Genomic DNA, 14,817 nt, shown 5'->3' on the forward strand with positions numbered 1-14,817 from the left:
GGCGGTGCCCGAGGTTCTCCCGGGTACCGTCCGCCGCGCAGGATTGCTCCCAGCTGGTCTTATTCTATGCCTTTTTCCTTGTAGTAACGCAGTGCGCCCGGATGGACAGGGACTGGTGACACAATTGTGCTTTTGTCCAGCTTGATTGCCTTTGCCGAAGCATGGGCTGCGGCCAGCTGATCCAGATTCTCAAATAGCCGCTTGGTCATCTGATAGACCAGCTCTTCATTCAGATCTGGGCGAACGATCAGGTAGTTGATCACGGAAGCGGTCACGACATCCTTGTCCTGTCCGCTGTATGTATTTGCAGGGATCGTGTTGACCTGATAGGGCGCGCCGATTTTCTCGATGACGTCCGCCGGAACCTCAACAACATTGATGTCCACGGAATTGGCCAGATCGCGCAGCGAAGCGACACCGAGTCCGGAAGATTGCAAGGTAGCGTCCAGCTGTCGATTCTTCATAAGTTCGACAGATTCTGCAAAGGGCAGGTATTCAATCTTACCGAGGTCGTCATAGGAAATTCCAGCGGCCCCCAGAATGGTGCGTGCATTCAGTTCGGTTCCGGATTTTGGCGCGCCGACGGAAAGTCGTTTCCCTTTCAGGTCGGCCAATGTCTTGATGCCGGATTCCTTGGAGGCGACGATCTGGACGTAATTCGGATAGATTGCCGCAAGCGTGCTCAGATTGGTGAGCTTCTTCTTAAAACCGGCTGCTTCATTGCCTTCATAGGCATCGCGCAAGGAATCGCCCAGGGTGAACGCGATTTCGCCGCGGCCGCTATTGATGAGGTTGATGTTTTCTATCGATGCTTTTGTTGCCTGAACCGATGGTCGCACGTCAGGAATGCTGGAATAGATTTTTTCCATCGCAACGCCGAGCGGATAATAAACACCACTTGTGCCGCCAGTCAGAATATTTACAAATTCCTCAGCTTTAGCCTGTGCAGCACCAAGAACAAGTCCTAGCGCCGTGGCCAGAGAAACAGTCGTTTTCCGATTGAAAATTTGCATATTTCCTCCTCTCATAAATAAATGTCACCATGGCTATAGAACCATGGCCAAGCAGGAGATTTTGCAGATTGGTCCCCCGCTGCATTTGAAAATGTCCTCCCTCGGAACTGGAGGAAACGCTATAGCATTATTGAAAAAATCCCAAATGTTTTTGGTCGTTATTATTTGGTGAGTATAATTCATCAAAGCGGGTGGCGTTTCTTTGAGCAAAAGGCATGGCTCAAAAGCCGTTTCGCTGGGAGGCAAGAAACGGAATAATGCTATCATTTCAATAATATATATTTGTTTGTAAAGCTATTTTTCTGACCATATCGAATAGTCGATCTTACCTTTGAGTTCGGGAAACTCATCTGGATCGAAACGGGGTTCTCCCGTTTTTTTCTGATTAAAATAGTCTTTGGTTATTTTGACGACGGTTCCGGAAAGAAGCACAATCGCAATCAGGTTCACTGATGCCATCAAGCCCATCGCAGCGTCGGCCATATTAAATACCGTCGCTACCGTCGTATAGGCACCCCAGATTACCATGATCAAAACAGCGGCGCGTAGTGTGCCGATTGTCCGGCGATTGTCGAGTTTCAGGAACACCATCGCATTTTCTGAATAGGCGTAGTTGCCAATGATCGAGGTGAACGCGAAGAAAAAGATGGCAATCGCAATGAAATAGCGACCTGCCTCGCCAATGTGAACCACCATTGCTTCCTGTGTCAGTGGCGTTCCTGTCAGTTCTGAACCAGGTGTCATGACGCCCGATAACAGGATCATAATGCCAGTGGCTGTACAAATCAGGATCGTATCGATGAATACGCCCAAAGCCTGCACAAAACCCTGGCTCGAAGGATGATGCGGTGAGGGGGTGGCAACCGCCGCTATATTGGGTGCTGAACCCATGCCAGCTTCGTTTGAGAACAGGCCGCGTTTGACGCCATTCAGCATAGCTCCCGCAATGCCGCCAGCGGCCTGTTCGATGCCAAAAGCACTCTTGACGATGAGCGCAATCACGCCGGGTACGGCAGTAATGTTTGCGATGACCACATAAAATGCCATGCCCAGATAGGCGATGGCCATGAATGGAACGACGTATTCAGCAACCTGTGCAATCTGACGAATGCCGCCGAATATCACGATCCCGGTTAAAACAGCGAGAATGATTCCGACCCATATCTTTTGAACGCCAAAAGCTCCCTGCACGGCATCGGCGATAGAGTTTGCCTGAACGGCGTTAAAAACGAGGCCGAACGCGATAATGAGGCAAACCGAAAAAATCGCACCTGCCCACGGTGCATTTAATCCACGTGAGATATAGAAGGCAGGCCCGCCGCGATACTGGCCATTGTGATCTTTGATCTTATACAGCTGTGCCAAGGCGCTCTCGGAATAGGCGGTTGCCATACCAACGGTCGCCACCACCCACATCCAGAATAAAGCACCCGGACCGCCCAGAAATAAAGCCACTGCTACGCCAGCCAGATTGCCGGTGCCTACACGCGATGCGAGACTTGTACAAAGTGCCTGAAACGGCGTGATCCCACTGGTGTCGTTTGCGGGTGCGCGCAAGACGGATCGGAAAAACTCCGGAAAATGTCTGAACTGTATGAAGCCAAGCCGAAATGTAAAATACAGTCCCACCGCAATCAGGCCATAAAGGAGAATGTAGCTCCAGAAGATCGTATTTAGAAAGTCGATGATTGCATTTACTATGGTCACGACGATCTCCTACTAATTGGACTGCGGTGGATCTATCTTTAGTCAGGGCGGCATTAATTCCTGCGCTCAGTATTTCAATAATTACAATAATATTAGCTTATTTAGCGAGCGTGAAATGAATGTCCAGGCGGTAATTGGTCAGCCACCGGAATTGAATAAGATAGCAGTCGTACAGAGATTTACCAGCGCAACCATATGCGCCCGCCGATCAATCCGAGAAGCCCGGTGATGGCGATGCCGAGCGTATACCAGGCGGCAACAAACGGAATACCTGTTTCTGGACAGTGAAGCGAATAGACGAGCGCACCACTGCTGCCCGATACGATACCAGCAGCGAAACCCGCGAGCGCCGGATGAGCTGGAGCTAGTCTGCGCATGGCTACGAGGAGCGATGCCAACATTGGCAGCGATATGAGTACGATCAACCACGGACAAACGAGTGCCGTGTGGCCCCACAGTAGTACATCCCTTTGTTCGGGTGCAACACTCTCCCACTGGTACAGCGCCGCCCCCATCAGGCAGACAAGAAGAAGGACTACCGGTCGCCAGTGCGGCTGGCTTCGGATCGGTCGAGATAAGACAAAAACTGCTGGAACCAAGATCAGAAGCAGAAATATCCCGTAGAAAAACTTGGTCCAGAATGAAACGGTTGTCATAGCCAAGGATAGATCGTGGCGTATGCCCAGAAACAGGAGCATGATGGCAAGTCCCGCAACTACACCGCCTGTAGCGTGACGCAGAAATAGCCAGCGCATGGCATCAGCCGAAACGGGTTTGGCGTTGACAGCCAGTCGGTTGATCAGATCATCAGTCATTCTGTTTACCCCCGAATTTTTGGGCAAGCGCGACAAGACCACGATGAATGGCCACTTTGACGGCGCTTTGGCTCATACCGCTGCTACGCGCGGCATCGTCAATCGATTGTCCCTCGATTTTTACCCTGCGGATCAGTCCGGCGGTGCGTTCCGGTATGTCGCCCAACATCCTGTCCACATCCATGCGGGCATCGGTGGCATCGGCTTCATCGGTAAACGGAATGTCCTCATCAAGTGCTGTTGTGGGGCGTCGTCCTTGTCGGCGCAGATGGTCGAACAGTTTGTATCGAGCTATTGCGCTGACCCAGGACATGAAGGGCATATTGCGATCATAGGTTATGCGGCGGGTGTGGATCGCTAACAGCGTTTCCTGCATGAGATCCTCGGCTTCCGCTGTACTGCTGAAAAGGCGCCGTTGGAAATAGGACGTGAGCAGGCGCGATAGTTCACCCAGCAGCGTCCTGTAGGCTGCTTCATTTCCATCCAACGCCAATAGCATCAGGCTCTTCAACCTCTCTTCGTTCGAATAAGTCAGATTGCAACTCCCACTCACCTGCATATTCGTAAAATAAACGGAAAAGGTTACATAGCCCAGTCAAATGATCACATCGGTGTGATTGATGTAACCATTTTCCTCCGTCTGACGAAACCCTTCACGTCACGCGCCGCTGGCGCCGAAATCAACAGGAGTATCGTCATGACCATCAAACAGAACATCGTTGTCCTTCCGGCACTTGCCCTGCTTGCAGGCCTTTCTTTCACGTCAGCATCTCTCGCACAAGACGCAATGAAGCCCGATGCCATGAAGTCTGACACGATGAAAACAGACACCATGAAAAAAGATTCCATGGGCAAGAACGACGCGATGAAGGGAGATGCCATGCAAAAAGATGCCAAGACAAAGATGAAGAAGCATGGCGACGAGGCAATGAAAAGCAATGGGATGAAATCTGATGCCATGAAATCCGATGCTATGGAAACCGATACTATGAAGAAGCCGCAGTAATTGCGATGGCCCGCCGGTCTACCCTCGGGCTGGCGGGCATACTATCGGACAGCTCGTATATCGTCAGCGTTTATTGACACGCCGTACACACGGGATCGGGGAAGAAAGCCTATTTTTCCTGCTTCTTTCAGGGTGCTTACAGTATGGGCGCCATCATACTTATGGTATTTTGCATCAAACGTTGATGAAACGGCCAGTCTTCAACGCTTTTTTGCGTCACGGGATTTGAGACGCTGAGATAGCCTTCCTGACGCGTGCGTATCGCTTTGGTAACACGCGCATCAGCAATCAGAAGATTATTCTCAAAGTTGAGTTGCATGCTTCGACGATCCATGTTCGCCGATCCGACCAAGGCCATCTTCCCATCCATGGTGATGGATTTTGTGTGCAGCAATCCCAAGGGATATTCATAAATATTGACGCCACTAGACAAGAGCGCCGGGTAACAGCTGCGGCTGGCATATTTGACCAACCAGGAATCATTGCATTCTGGAAAAATGATCGTCGTCTTAACGCCACGTCGCGGCGCTGCGCACAACGCGTGCATGACGGCTTCGTCAGGAACAAAATACGGCGTTGTAATCAGAAGTTCTTTGTTCGCGGAGTAAATCGCGCCCGTAAACGAACCCGACATCGCATTGCCCGGGGTAGAGGGGCCGGTTCCATACATCTGCGCGATAGTTCCCCGCTCGAAGCGCTCTGGTAGAGGTTTTGCTACAGCCAGCTCTTCCAGAGGTTCACCAGTTTCGGCTATCCAGTTGCAGAGAAACAAATATTGAGCCTGTCGCGAAATTGGACCCTCGCATCGCAGAAACATATCCACCCATGGGGCGTAACTTGCCTTAATCCTGAATGCCGGATCCGCACAGTTCTGGCTGCCGCAATAAGCTATTCGATTATCGATGACGACCAGTTTACGATGATTACGTAAGTCGAGCCGACCAACGGCAAGATGACCCAGTCGCGGAATATCGTTCAAAGCCGCAACAAGGATCACGCCAGCTTTGTGCATTTGTTGCCAGCGTATGCTTTTGATAAAAGCGCGTGAGCCCAAAGCGTCTACCATTATCCGGCAGCGGACACCCCGTTGCGCGGCAGCAATTACGGCATCAACTACCTTCCCGCCGTTATCATCGTCCAGCCAGATGTAAAAACAAATGTGCACGTGTTCCGTTGCCTGCTCAATATCTCGAACAAGGCTCGTTATCGCACTGTCAGAATCGAGTGTCGGTTGATGCACTGAAGCTCCCGGGCAACCAACCAGTGTGATGCGATTTCCCTCAATTGGAGCCAACCCGTTGATTGACTGACAGAAACCGAACTGAAGGGTTGCTTCAGATGGAACTGTTTCAGTTAGAGGAACTGATGCTTCCGGCTTGGCTGTTCGCTCCTCCGCAGCCTTCAGTCGCCGCATTCGTCGCTTTCCAATACTGGTTTCTCCCAGCATGAGATAGGCGATGACCCCCAACAAGGGTAAAAGCATAATGATTGCTACCCAAGCCACGCGGGCAGAGGGTTCGCGGTTTGGGCGCGTAATCGCCCTGGCAACGGTCAAAAGATGTATGATGAATAATATTAGGTTGAACGTCGTTAGCATCTACTAGTCATTTCACCTGTTGCTACGCTCAATTTCAAATGCTTACAAGAATCGTCTGTTACGTTCCTGCGATGAGCTATACAATAGTTTGAGTGCCTCCAGTGCAATGAGGACATAGGTTCCATTGTTATCCATGTCTTTATCTGTCGACAAGTCAAGCTGTTGCCAGACACCTTGAGGGCTGCAACCAGCGGGGTGTAGCGGAGGCATCTTGTCATGATGTAACACCGTTTAATCTCTCCTTTGTCCGAAGCCTACGGACGCGCGCAGATATAGAGCCGTTGCATAATTTCGAGTTACTGTTTTCTCACAACGCGAACTGGAATTGATTTTACTGCGGGCGTCCCACTGATGCGGTCATAATAATAAGGCGGCAAAAGCGGGTTGAGTTCCGGATAATAGCCTGCAACTGCGCCGCGCGGCATCGGATAATCCAGCACGGTGAGGTTTTCGACACGCCGGCGAGGAGGAATGTCCAGATGAAATCCATGCTCTTTTCCGTGAACCAGATGACCGCGATTAAGTTTGGTCGTTATCCCGACTGTCAGCTCGAGCTTGCGCATGGCGTCGTAAGAGCGATCGGTATCGGAAATGGCACGAATGAAATTGCCGCCCAATCCAGTGAACACCTTTGCGGTGCCAGCATGCATCGCCTCGACAGTTTCAACTGCATGATGCCCGTGTTCGCGTTGGGGGCAAAACCAAACACATCGCGCACACGATCGAGATATGCCTGCGTGGGCTTCTCATCGATGCCGACCGTCCGATTACCCTGCACGTTCGAATGACCGCGGATCGGAAAGATTCCGGCACCCGGTTTGCCAAAATTTCCACGGAGCAGAAGCAGATTTACCACATGCTGGAGAAGGCGAGATCCTTGCTGATGTTGCGTGAGGTCCACTCAGTAACAAATGATCGTGGCGCGCGAGCGGATGTAAATTTCTGCGCAACGGCGTATCTGGGCTTCTTCGAGGCCTGACACCCTTACGATGTCTTCCCATTTATGGGCTATCCCGCGTCTTTCAAACAGCTTGTCTCGGCGGATAATCTGTCCATCAAAATATGACAATCTGACTTGGTCGGGAGATGGAGGTGTGGCAAGCTGTCTGTATTCGCACCCATTTTTATTTTGGCACGACAGTTGCCTACTTCTTACAGTCGCTTACTTCTTTGAGTGTTGGAGTTGAATCCACATGGATGAAGCGCGGCGGTCCATCGAATTCAGAGACAAACCAACGTTTCAGCTACTGAACCGATATGAATGAGGAGTCATGTGGTGGCCAAAGTTATCGGCATTGATCTTGGAACAACCAATTCGTGCGTAGCGGTTATGGAAGGCAAGAACACGCGTATCATTGAAAATGCTGAAGGCGCGCGTACCACGCCATCGATTGTAGCATTTACAGCTGATGGTGAGCGCCTGGTCGGGCAGCCCGCACGCAGACAGGCGGTAACCAATCCGACTAACACCATTTTTGCGGTTAAGCGTCTGATTGGTCGACGTTATGATGATCCTACCGTTGAAAAGGACAAGGCGCTTGTACCTTACAAAATTATAGAAGCTGCGAATGGCGATGCCTGGGTGGAAGCGGAAGGAAAGCCCTATTCGCCGTCGCAGATTTCAGCCTTTATTCTTCAAAAGATGAAGGAAACGGCTGAGGCGAACCTGGGCGAGTCAATTACCCAGGCTGTGATCACCGTTCCTGCTTATTTCAATGATGCTCAGCGGCAGGCCACCAAGGATGCTGGCAAAATCGCTGGTCTTGAAGTGCTGCGCATCATCAACGAGCCAACCGCTGCCGCACTGGCTTACGGTCTGGAAAAGAAGAAGCAGGCCAAAATTGCGGTTTATGATCTGGGAGGTGGTACATTTGACGTCTCGATCCTGGATATCGGTGATGGTGTCTTCGAGGTCAAAGCTACCAATGGCGACACATTTCTGGGTGGCGAAGACTTCGACATGCGGCTTGTCAACTATCTCGCTGACGAGTTCAAAAAAGACACTGGCATTGACTTGCGCACGGATAAGCTCGCGTTGCAACGCCTGAAGGAAGCGGCGGAAAAAGCCAAGATCGAACTTTCTACTGTAACGCAGACAGAAGTGAACTTGCCGTTCATCACCGCTGACGCAACGGGACCGAAGCACCTTCTGGTGAAGATCACGCGGTCCAAATTCGAAGCGCTCGTTGAAGATCTTGTTCAGAGAACAATCGAGCCATGCCTGAACGCATTGAAGGACGCTGGCCTAGCGGCTGCGGAGATCAACGAAGTCGTTCTTGTTGGCGGCATGACGCGTATGCCGAAAGTCCAGGAAGTCGTGCAGAAGATATTCGGCAAGGAACCCCATAAGGGGGTCAATCCCGATGAGGTCGTGGCTGTTGGCGCTGCAATTCAGGGAGGTGTGCTTCAGGGTGATGTCAAGGATGTCCTTCTGCTCGATGTGACGCCCCTCTCATTGGGTATCGAGACTTTGGGAGGCGTGTTCACGCGACTTATCGAACGCAACACAACCGTTCCTGCAAGAAAGAGCCAGACCTTTTCAACCGCAGAAGACAATCAAAATGCAGTGACCATACGCGTATTCCAGGGCGAACGAGAAATGGCTGCAGATAACAAAATGCTCGGCCAATTCGATCTTATGGGTATTCCGCCCGCTCCGCGCGGTGTGCCGCAGATCGAAGTGACTTTTGATATCGACGCCAATGGTATCGTCAATGTCTCCGCCAAGGATAAGGGCACAGGAAAGGAACAGCGTATCCAGATACAGGCATCCGGTGGCCTTTCGGAAGCCGATATAGAGAAAATGGTCAAGGATGCGGAGGCACACGCCACGGAAGACAAGAAGCGCAGGGAGCTCGTTGAAGCCCGCAATTCGGCTGAAGCAGTCATGCACGGGACGGAGAAGGCTCTGACTGAATATGGGTCGAGAATTAGTGACGCTGACCGTAAGGCAATCGAAACCGCAGTATCAGAGCTACAAGACGCCATATCAGGCGATGATCTTGCAGTCATCGGTGCCAAAGTTGATGCCCTTCAGGAAAAAGCGATGAAGCTTGGCGAAGCAGCTCAAGCGGAAGCGGCGAATGCATCGGATACTCATTCGGCGAACAATCAAACCGCTGGAGATAATGTTGTTGATGCCGAATTTACGGAAATCGACGACGACGAAAAGAAAGCGAACTAAGTCGCAATCTGGACTTCCGAGTGGAACTCAAAATCTGAGTTCCACTCGGAATAAGTATGGTCAAGTAATGTTGTTGCAATTGCCGGAGTAAGCTGTGAAAAATCCTTATGAAGTTCTTGGAGTTGCATCGACCGCGACGGCCGCGGAGATACAAAGTGCCTACCGCAAACTCGCCAAAAAGCTTCACCCAGACCTTAATCCAGGCGACAAAAATGCCGAAGACAAGTTCAAGGAAGTCGCCGCCGCTTACGATCTGTTGAGCGATGCTGACAAACGAAAGCGTTTCGATAGCGGCGAAATTGATGCCTCCGGCATGGAGCGCCCTCAACATCAGTATTATCGTGATTTTGCCAACACAGATCAGGCAGATCACTATGCTGAGATGGGCGGCTTTGCCGATTTCATGGACCAGGATGCATTCGCCGAGTTGCTCAGGCGCGGTCAACGAGGACGGGCCAATCGCAGAGGCGAAGACATGTATTATCGACTCCCGATCGATTTCGTTGAATCGATCGCCGGTGCAAATAAGCGTCTGACATTGCCAGACGGCAGTGCTCTCAATGTCAAGATACCGGCCGGGCTTATAGATGGTCAGACGATCCGGCTAAAAGGAAAGGGTGCCCCCGGTATCGGCAAAGGCGAGCCAGGCGATGCGATGATCGAAGTCACCGTCTTACCCGATGACAGATATTCTCGAAAGGGCGATGATATTATCATCGAACTACCAATATCGCTTTCCGAAGCCGTTCTTGGTGGTAGAATCCGGGTGCCTACGCCGACGGGGGACGTCACAATGACAATACCCAAAGGTGCCAATACCGGAACGACTCTCAGGTTAAGAGGAAAAGGCGCTCCAACAAAAACAGGTGGACATGGTGATGAACTGGTTAAGCTGAAGGTTGTGTTGCCGAAGTCATCTGATCCCGAGCTTGAGGAATTCGTATCGAAGTGGAGCCACGCAAACGACTTCAACCCACGGCAAGATGAGGCATAGCCAAGATGAACATGATGACGAAGAGTGAATTTCTTGCAGTTTCTGGTTTGAAGAGTCGAACTCTTGAAGTTTGGCTTCAGCAGGAATGGATCATTCCGCAAAAATCATCGGAGGGCACTATCGCGTTCTCAGATGCTGATACGGCGCGTGCTCGGCTCATTGTCGAACTGAAAAAGGATTTTGGAGCGAACGATGCCGGTATCGATGTCATTCTTCATTTACTGGATCAAATACATGGAATGCGGCGATCACTCGAAATTCTAAACGGCGGCTTTGTTCACCATGGAACAAACAATGCAGAATAACGATTATATAGGTTCCAAATCGCTTCTGTTCATCTTTGGTACGAGGCTTTGCTCAATATCGCAGATCGCTAATATAATCGTGTGAGTATCGCCTTTCATTATCTGCTTGGCGGTTATCCTGTTCGATGAGATCGAGAAAGCACATCCTGATGTATTCAATGTGTTGCTCCAGGTTCTGGATGATGGCCGGTTGACGGACGGGCAGGGGCGCACTGTTGATTTCCATAGTGCACTCATAATCATAACCTCAAACCTTGGTGCTGAATATTTGGTCAATCAGGCGGAGGGTGAGAAAACCAGCATTGTTAGAGAAGAAGTCATGGTGGTTGTGCGGGCGTATTTTCGACCCGAGTGTCTCAATCGTGTCGACGCAATCATTCTTTTCCAGCGGTTGCAAAAAAATGAGATAGGACGCATTGTCGAGATACAATTCCAATGACTGAGCAGACTTCTTGATGACCGCAAGATTGATCTTCTATTGGATGAAAAAGGGAGGGCTGGCTGGTGGACAAGGGATGGGACCCCACTATGGCGCGAGACCTTTGAAGCGCGGCATCAAACGATATGTTCAGGATCCGTTGGCCGAGATGTTGCTGAACGGTGAAATTCACGACGGCGCATCCGTCAAGATTTCTGCAAACAAGACTGGACTTACGTTCAACGGCAAGAATGTAAAAATTCTCGATGATGAGGATGAAGAGTAAAAAACTGCAATGGGAATGCGAGGGCGCATCCCGAAAAGCGTGAAACGGTTTTCGGGATGCGCGTTAAAACAAATAGTTAGCACACCGATCTGATTCAATCAGATCGAAACACGCTCTAGCAGGGAAATTACCTGAGTTTCAATAACTGGACCATTATCATAAGCTCGAGGAGAGAAGTCATGAGCGACAATATTCGAGAGAATATGGAAGTGATCGGCGCGGACGGGGTACATGTCGGTACAGTCGATAAAGTGGTGGGCAAGAGGATCAAGTTGAAGCTTAGCGACGGCTTTGGTGAACACCGCGGCCATCATCATTACATTGAACTTGGATTTGTTGCAGGCGTTGAAGGTGATAAAGTCCGCCTGTCTGCAAATGCTGATATTGCGATCACTTTGGAAGAAGAGCCGTCAGGAAAACCAGTGGACTTGTAGTCTTGTCGTACGGGATCACCGGATCGGGTGAAGGAGCCCATTCTGACCCAGATGAATGTGATTGCTCATCGGCATTTTGACCGACCTTGGCCGAGTTGAAACGGAAAGGGCACCAACAGCAATGCCAGAATATGATCTGTACTTGAATATCAAGAAGCCCGCCATTGGCCTTTACGTCCGTCACGGTGCGGGATTACCGGATCTGGCAGACAAGAACGACTGGGATTTCGATGGCACCGAAGTGGAAAGCTTGCTGCCGAATGACCTCGTCAAGGAAATCACGGAAAACGGTCACGCATTTCGTGATATGGAATAGTTTTACTGTCGAGTAGATGCTGTCTGGCTGGAGAATTGTCATTTGGGCGAGACGGCAGTTCTCTCGTGACTATTTCGTATGTTTCCAGTTGAAATGGAATAAACATGGCCACAGACGATATTTCTGCACTCCCCGTTTCGCAATCAGTTGTTGGAAAATTGACAAGGGCTGCGATTTTTCTTGTTGTAACAATCAACAAGGGAAGCGAAGCAGAACAGGCAGTGCGTGGTTTGTGCGCTGATCTTTCTAGCCTGGTGCGTGGTGTTGGTTTTCGGCGGTTGAATGGACAACTCTCCTGCGTAACCGGTTTCGGATCAGAGGCGTGGGATCGCCTCTTCGGTGCACCGAGGCCGAAGGAGCTGCACACATTCCGTGAGATACGAGGTGTTCACACTGCTGTATCGACGCCCGGCGACATTCTGTTCCATATCCGGGCAGACAGCATGGACCAGTGTTTCGAACTGGCAACCCATATCATGTCGCGGCTTGCTGGTTATGTTTCCGTTGCGGATGAGGTGCACGGCTTCAAGTTCTTCGACGACCGCGATCTCCTCGGCTTTGTCGACGGTACGGAAAACCCGGTCGAACAGGCCGCTCTCTCAGCCACTCTTATTGGAAATGAAGATCCGGAATTCTCCGGTTGCAGTTATGTGATCGTCCAGAAATATCTCCATGATCTCGATAGATGGAACATGGTCTCAGTCGAGGAACAGGAAAATATAATAGGTCGGCACAAGCTCTCAGACATTGAACAGCTCGATGCGCAGAAGAAGCCATATGCTCATAACGTATTGACCAATATTGAAGATAATGGGGAACAGCTCCAGATTGTGCGTGACAACATGCCTTTCGGCGAGGTCGGCAAAGGAGAGTTTGGGACTTATTTTATCGGCTTTGCTCGTTCGCCGTCGCGTATCGAAAAAATGCTGGAGAATATGTTCGTCGGCAATCCACCCGGCACTTACGATCACATTCTCGATTTCAGCCGCGCCGTAACGGGTTGCCTGTTCTTTGTTCCAACAGTGACATTCCTCGATGACGTCAGCTCCGACATGATTCCGGTTGCATAGAGTTAAAAGCCTTCCACAATGGTTGCAGCCCACACAGGAACTTCTGAACGACTTGCATCGCAACGAAACGACTTGGTTAAAGCTGTCATTAGTGCTTGGTGCCTTTGTATCGGCCCGTTTAAGATCGCGCATTATTGGTTGGAAATAGTCACATTTCTAGGTCTGGTTTACGATTTTCGTTATGCCGAACCATCGTTTCCGCAAGCGTTGGGTCGGCAATATTCAAAGCATCAATTGCCGCTCTGGTGTCATAAAGCCGTTCGTCCTGCCCCATTTTGAACTTTGCTTCAATGCGAGCGGTGGGTATTTCAAAACCGATAATGTTGGGTAGTCTGCGCTGCATGCCGCCGGGGCCCAGTTCACGCATATGCCAGCGATCTTCCCTTCCGCCTTCCAGAACATCGACCAGTTCCAGCAGATGACGTGCGGTTGCATGTTCATCAATCTGTACCGGGCGGCCATGACAATGCACGACAGCAAAGTTCCACGTTGGTGCGCTGTCACGCACAGGTTTTTCGGGATACCATGACGATGAGATGTATCCGTGTGGTCCGTTGAATATCACAACGGTTTCACGGCCCTCAGCAATCAATTGGCTATGTGGGTTAGCACGCGCCAGATGCGATTCTAACCTGGTGTCTCCAGCTTCTGATCGCTTGAGCACGAATGGCAGATGGGAGACGACAAGACCAGCGTCGCCCGGTGTAACGACGGTTGCGAAGACCGTCGCCTTAATCAGATCAAACACTTCATTTTCGGAAAGTGGTGCAAATTCTGGCTTTGTGTACATCAGCTTCTCTGTACGCGCATGGCTGGGATCAATCCGTTTGGACGAATGAGCAGAATGATGATCACGCCGGAGAGCACCATAGCATCACGATAGGGGGCCAGTTCGGCTGGAAGTGTTGCTTGCAGCAACACTTCGATGAAGCCGAGAAGAAAGCCACCGGCGACTGCACCCGAGAGACTACCAAGGCCGCCGACAACTGCTGCGATGAAAGCTTTGAGAACCGGTGTGAATCCCATCAGCGGGTCCACAGAGGCACGCTGGGCAATCCACAGCATGGACGCGAGGCCAGCCAGCAGGCCCGAAAGCAGGAAGGCTGTCGCAATGATACGGCCAGCCGGAATGCCCATCAGACGCACGACGTTGAAATCCTCTGCGGCTGCACGCATTGCTGTTCCTGTGACAGTACGTCTGAGGAACAATTCCAGCGCGATCAATGCAAGAATGGAAACCGAGATCGAGATTGCCGGGCCTACGCCAATCGTCATGTCCCCGACCTGGAAAGCGCCGGTCATCCAGCTTGGCATAGGCACCGGTTGCGCACGCGCAGAGACTCCATTTTGAAAGAAGACTTTCAAGAGACTGGATACGGCGAAACTCGTTAAAAGCAGACTTGTGACACTCGCACCGCGCATGGGTCTAAATGCTATGCGCTCCATAAGCACGGCGGCAATCGCGCCGATGCAAAGAGCTATCGCGACGGCCAGTGCAAACGGAACACCCATAAACAAGGCTGCAAGCAACGCGTAACCTGAGATGGTCATCAGCTCGCCATGCGCAAAGTTGATCAGGCCCACAATAGAAAAGACAATTGCCAATCCCAGTGCCAGCAGCGCGTAGACGCCGCCAAGACTGATGGCATTGATGATCTGTTGCATAATCATC

General features: G+C 51.0%; 16 protein-coding genes and 2 pseudogenes. 10 read left to right on the forward strand and 8 right to left on the reverse strand.

Annotation, left to right across the window (positions count from 1 at the left end; genetic code table 11):
* Positions 1–59 precede the first annotated feature (59 nt).
* The 4 genes from CEV33_RS23105 to CEV33_RS23120 all read right to left on the reverse strand — a co-directional run bounded on the left by CEV33_RS23105 (position 60) and on the right by CEV33_RS23120 (position 4,034).
* Positions 60–1,013 carry a TAXI family TRAP transporter solute-binding subunit gene (locus CEV33_RS23105; RefSeq protein ID WP_094542692.1) on the reverse strand — a complete coding sequence of 318 codons (954 nt, stop codon included), beginning with the start codon at positions 1,011–1,013 and terminating at the stop codon, positions 60–62.
* 294 nt (positions 1,014–1,307) lie between these two features.
* Positions 1,308–2,714 (reverse strand): alanine/glycine:cation symporter family protein, encoded by a 1,407-nt coding sequence (locus CEV33_RS23110; protein ID WP_094542762.1) that lies wholly within the window; start codon positions 2,712–2,714, stop codon positions 1,308–1,310.
* A 185-nt stretch (positions 2,715–2,899) separates the two neighbouring features.
* Positions 2,900–3,535, reverse strand: coding sequence for an NrsF family protein (locus CEV33_RS23115; RefSeq protein ID WP_094542693.1), 636 nt, complete (start codon positions 3,533–3,535; stop codon positions 2,900–2,902).
* Entirely contained in the window at positions 3,528–4,034 is a 507-nt protein-coding gene (locus tag CEV33_RS23120) for a sigma-70 family RNA polymerase sigma factor (RefSeq protein WP_235818514.1), read from the reverse strand. The genes CEV33_RS23115 and CEV33_RS23120 overlap by 8 nt, the downstream gene beginning before the upstream one ends.
* Positions 4,035–4,232: 198 nt before the next feature.
* Here CEV33_RS23120 and CEV33_RS23125 point away from each other — a divergent pair, with 198 nt between their 5' ends.
* Both CEV33_RS23125 and CEV33_RS24880 read left to right on the forward strand, forming a co-directional pair.
* Positions 4,233–4,541: a pentapeptide MXKDX repeat protein gene (locus CEV33_RS23125; RefSeq protein WP_094542763.1), complete on the forward strand. Its 309-nt coding sequence runs from the start codon at positions 4,233–4,235 to the stop codon at positions 4,539–4,541.
* Positions 4,542–4,584: 43 nt separating this feature from the next.
* Positions 4,585–4,701: pseudogene (locus CEV33_RS24880) on the forward strand (cytochrome b/b6 domain-containing protein); the annotation flags it as partial.
* Here CEV33_RS24880 and cls read toward each other — a convergent pair.
* Positions 4,678–6,138 (reverse strand): cardiolipin synthase, encoded by a 1,461-nt coding sequence (cls, locus tag CEV33_RS23130; protein ID WP_094542695.1) that lies wholly within the window; start codon positions 6,136–6,138, stop codon positions 4,678–4,680. The pseudogene CEV33_RS24880 and the gene cls sit on opposite strands and share 24 nt — an antisense overlap.
* 296 nt (positions 6,139–6,434) lie before the next feature.
* Positions 6,435–6,788, reverse strand: a complete 354-nt coding sequence (locus CEV33_RS24295; protein WP_208620259.1) for a molybdopterin-dependent oxidoreductase family protein — start codon at positions 6,786–6,788, stop codon at positions 6,435–6,437.
* 134 nt (positions 6,789–6,922) lie between these two features.
* On the opposite strand from CEV33_RS24295, the gene CEV33_RS24300 reads away from it, so the two are divergent.
* The 8 genes and pseudogenes from CEV33_RS24300 (at position 6,923) to CEV33_RS23170 (ending at position 13,145) form a co-directional block, all read left to right on the forward strand.
* Entirely contained in the window at positions 6,923–7,117 is a 195-nt protein-coding gene (locus CEV33_RS24300) for a hypothetical protein (RefSeq protein WP_208620260.1), read from the forward strand.
* A gap of 297 nt (positions 7,118–7,414) precedes the next feature.
* Complete coding sequence (dnaK, locus tag CEV33_RS23140; protein ID WP_094542764.1) at positions 7,415–9,322, forward strand: molecular chaperone DnaK; 1,908 nt, start codon at positions 7,415–7,417, stop codon at positions 9,320–9,322.
* 94 nt (positions 9,323–9,416) lie between these two features.
* Positions 9,417–10,316 carry a DnaJ C-terminal domain-containing protein gene (locus CEV33_RS23145; RefSeq protein WP_094542696.1) on the forward strand — a complete coding sequence of 300 codons (900 nt, stop codon included), beginning with the start codon at positions 9,417–9,419 and terminating at the stop codon, positions 10,314–10,316.
* Between the two features lie 5 nt (positions 10,317–10,321).
* Entirely contained in the window at positions 10,322–10,621 is a 300-nt protein-coding gene (locus CEV33_RS23150) for a chaperone modulator CbpM (RefSeq protein ID WP_328588608.1), read from the forward strand.
* A 112-nt stretch (positions 10,622–10,733) separates the two neighbouring features.
* Positions 10,734–11,325, forward strand: a pseudogene (locus tag CEV33_RS23155) (AAA family ATPase); the annotation flags it as partial.
* Positions 11,326–11,504: 179 nt separating this feature from the next.
* Positions 11,505–11,759, forward strand: coding sequence for a DUF2171 domain-containing protein (locus CEV33_RS23160; protein WP_094542697.1), 255 nt, complete (start codon positions 11,505–11,507; stop codon positions 11,757–11,759).
* Positions 11,760–11,880: 121 nt separating this feature from the next.
* On the forward strand, positions 11,881–12,075 hold the full coding sequence (locus tag CEV33_RS23165) for a hypothetical protein (RefSeq protein ID WP_094542766.1): 195 nt from the start codon (positions 11,881–11,883) through the stop codon (positions 12,073–12,075).
* Positions 12,076–12,179: 104 nt separating this feature from the next.
* Entirely contained in the window at positions 12,180–13,145 is a 966-nt protein-coding gene (locus CEV33_RS23170; protein WP_094542698.1) for a Dyp-type peroxidase, read from the forward strand.
* Positions 13,146–13,293: 148 nt separating this feature from the next.
* Here CEV33_RS23170 and CEV33_RS23175 read toward each other — a convergent pair whose 3' ends face one another.
* Together CEV33_RS23175 and CEV33_RS23180 are read right to left on the reverse strand one after the other, a co-directional pair.
* Complete coding sequence (locus CEV33_RS23175; RefSeq protein WP_094542699.1) at positions 13,294–13,935, reverse strand: FMN-binding negative transcriptional regulator; 642 nt, start codon at positions 13,933–13,935, stop codon at positions 13,294–13,296.
* Positions 13,935–14,816, reverse strand: coding sequence for a branched-chain amino acid ABC transporter permease (locus tag CEV33_RS23180; protein ID WP_094542700.1), 882 nt, complete (start codon positions 14,814–14,816; stop codon positions 13,935–13,937). The genes CEV33_RS23175 and CEV33_RS23180 overlap by 1 nt, the downstream gene beginning before the upstream one ends.
* Position 14,817 lies beyond the last annotated feature (1 nt).

Source organism: Brucella grignonensis (assembly GCF_002252505.1).
In the GTDB taxonomy this organism is placed as follows: Bacteria; Pseudomonadota; Alphaproteobacteria; order Rhizobiales; family Rhizobiaceae; genus Brucella; species Brucella grignonensis.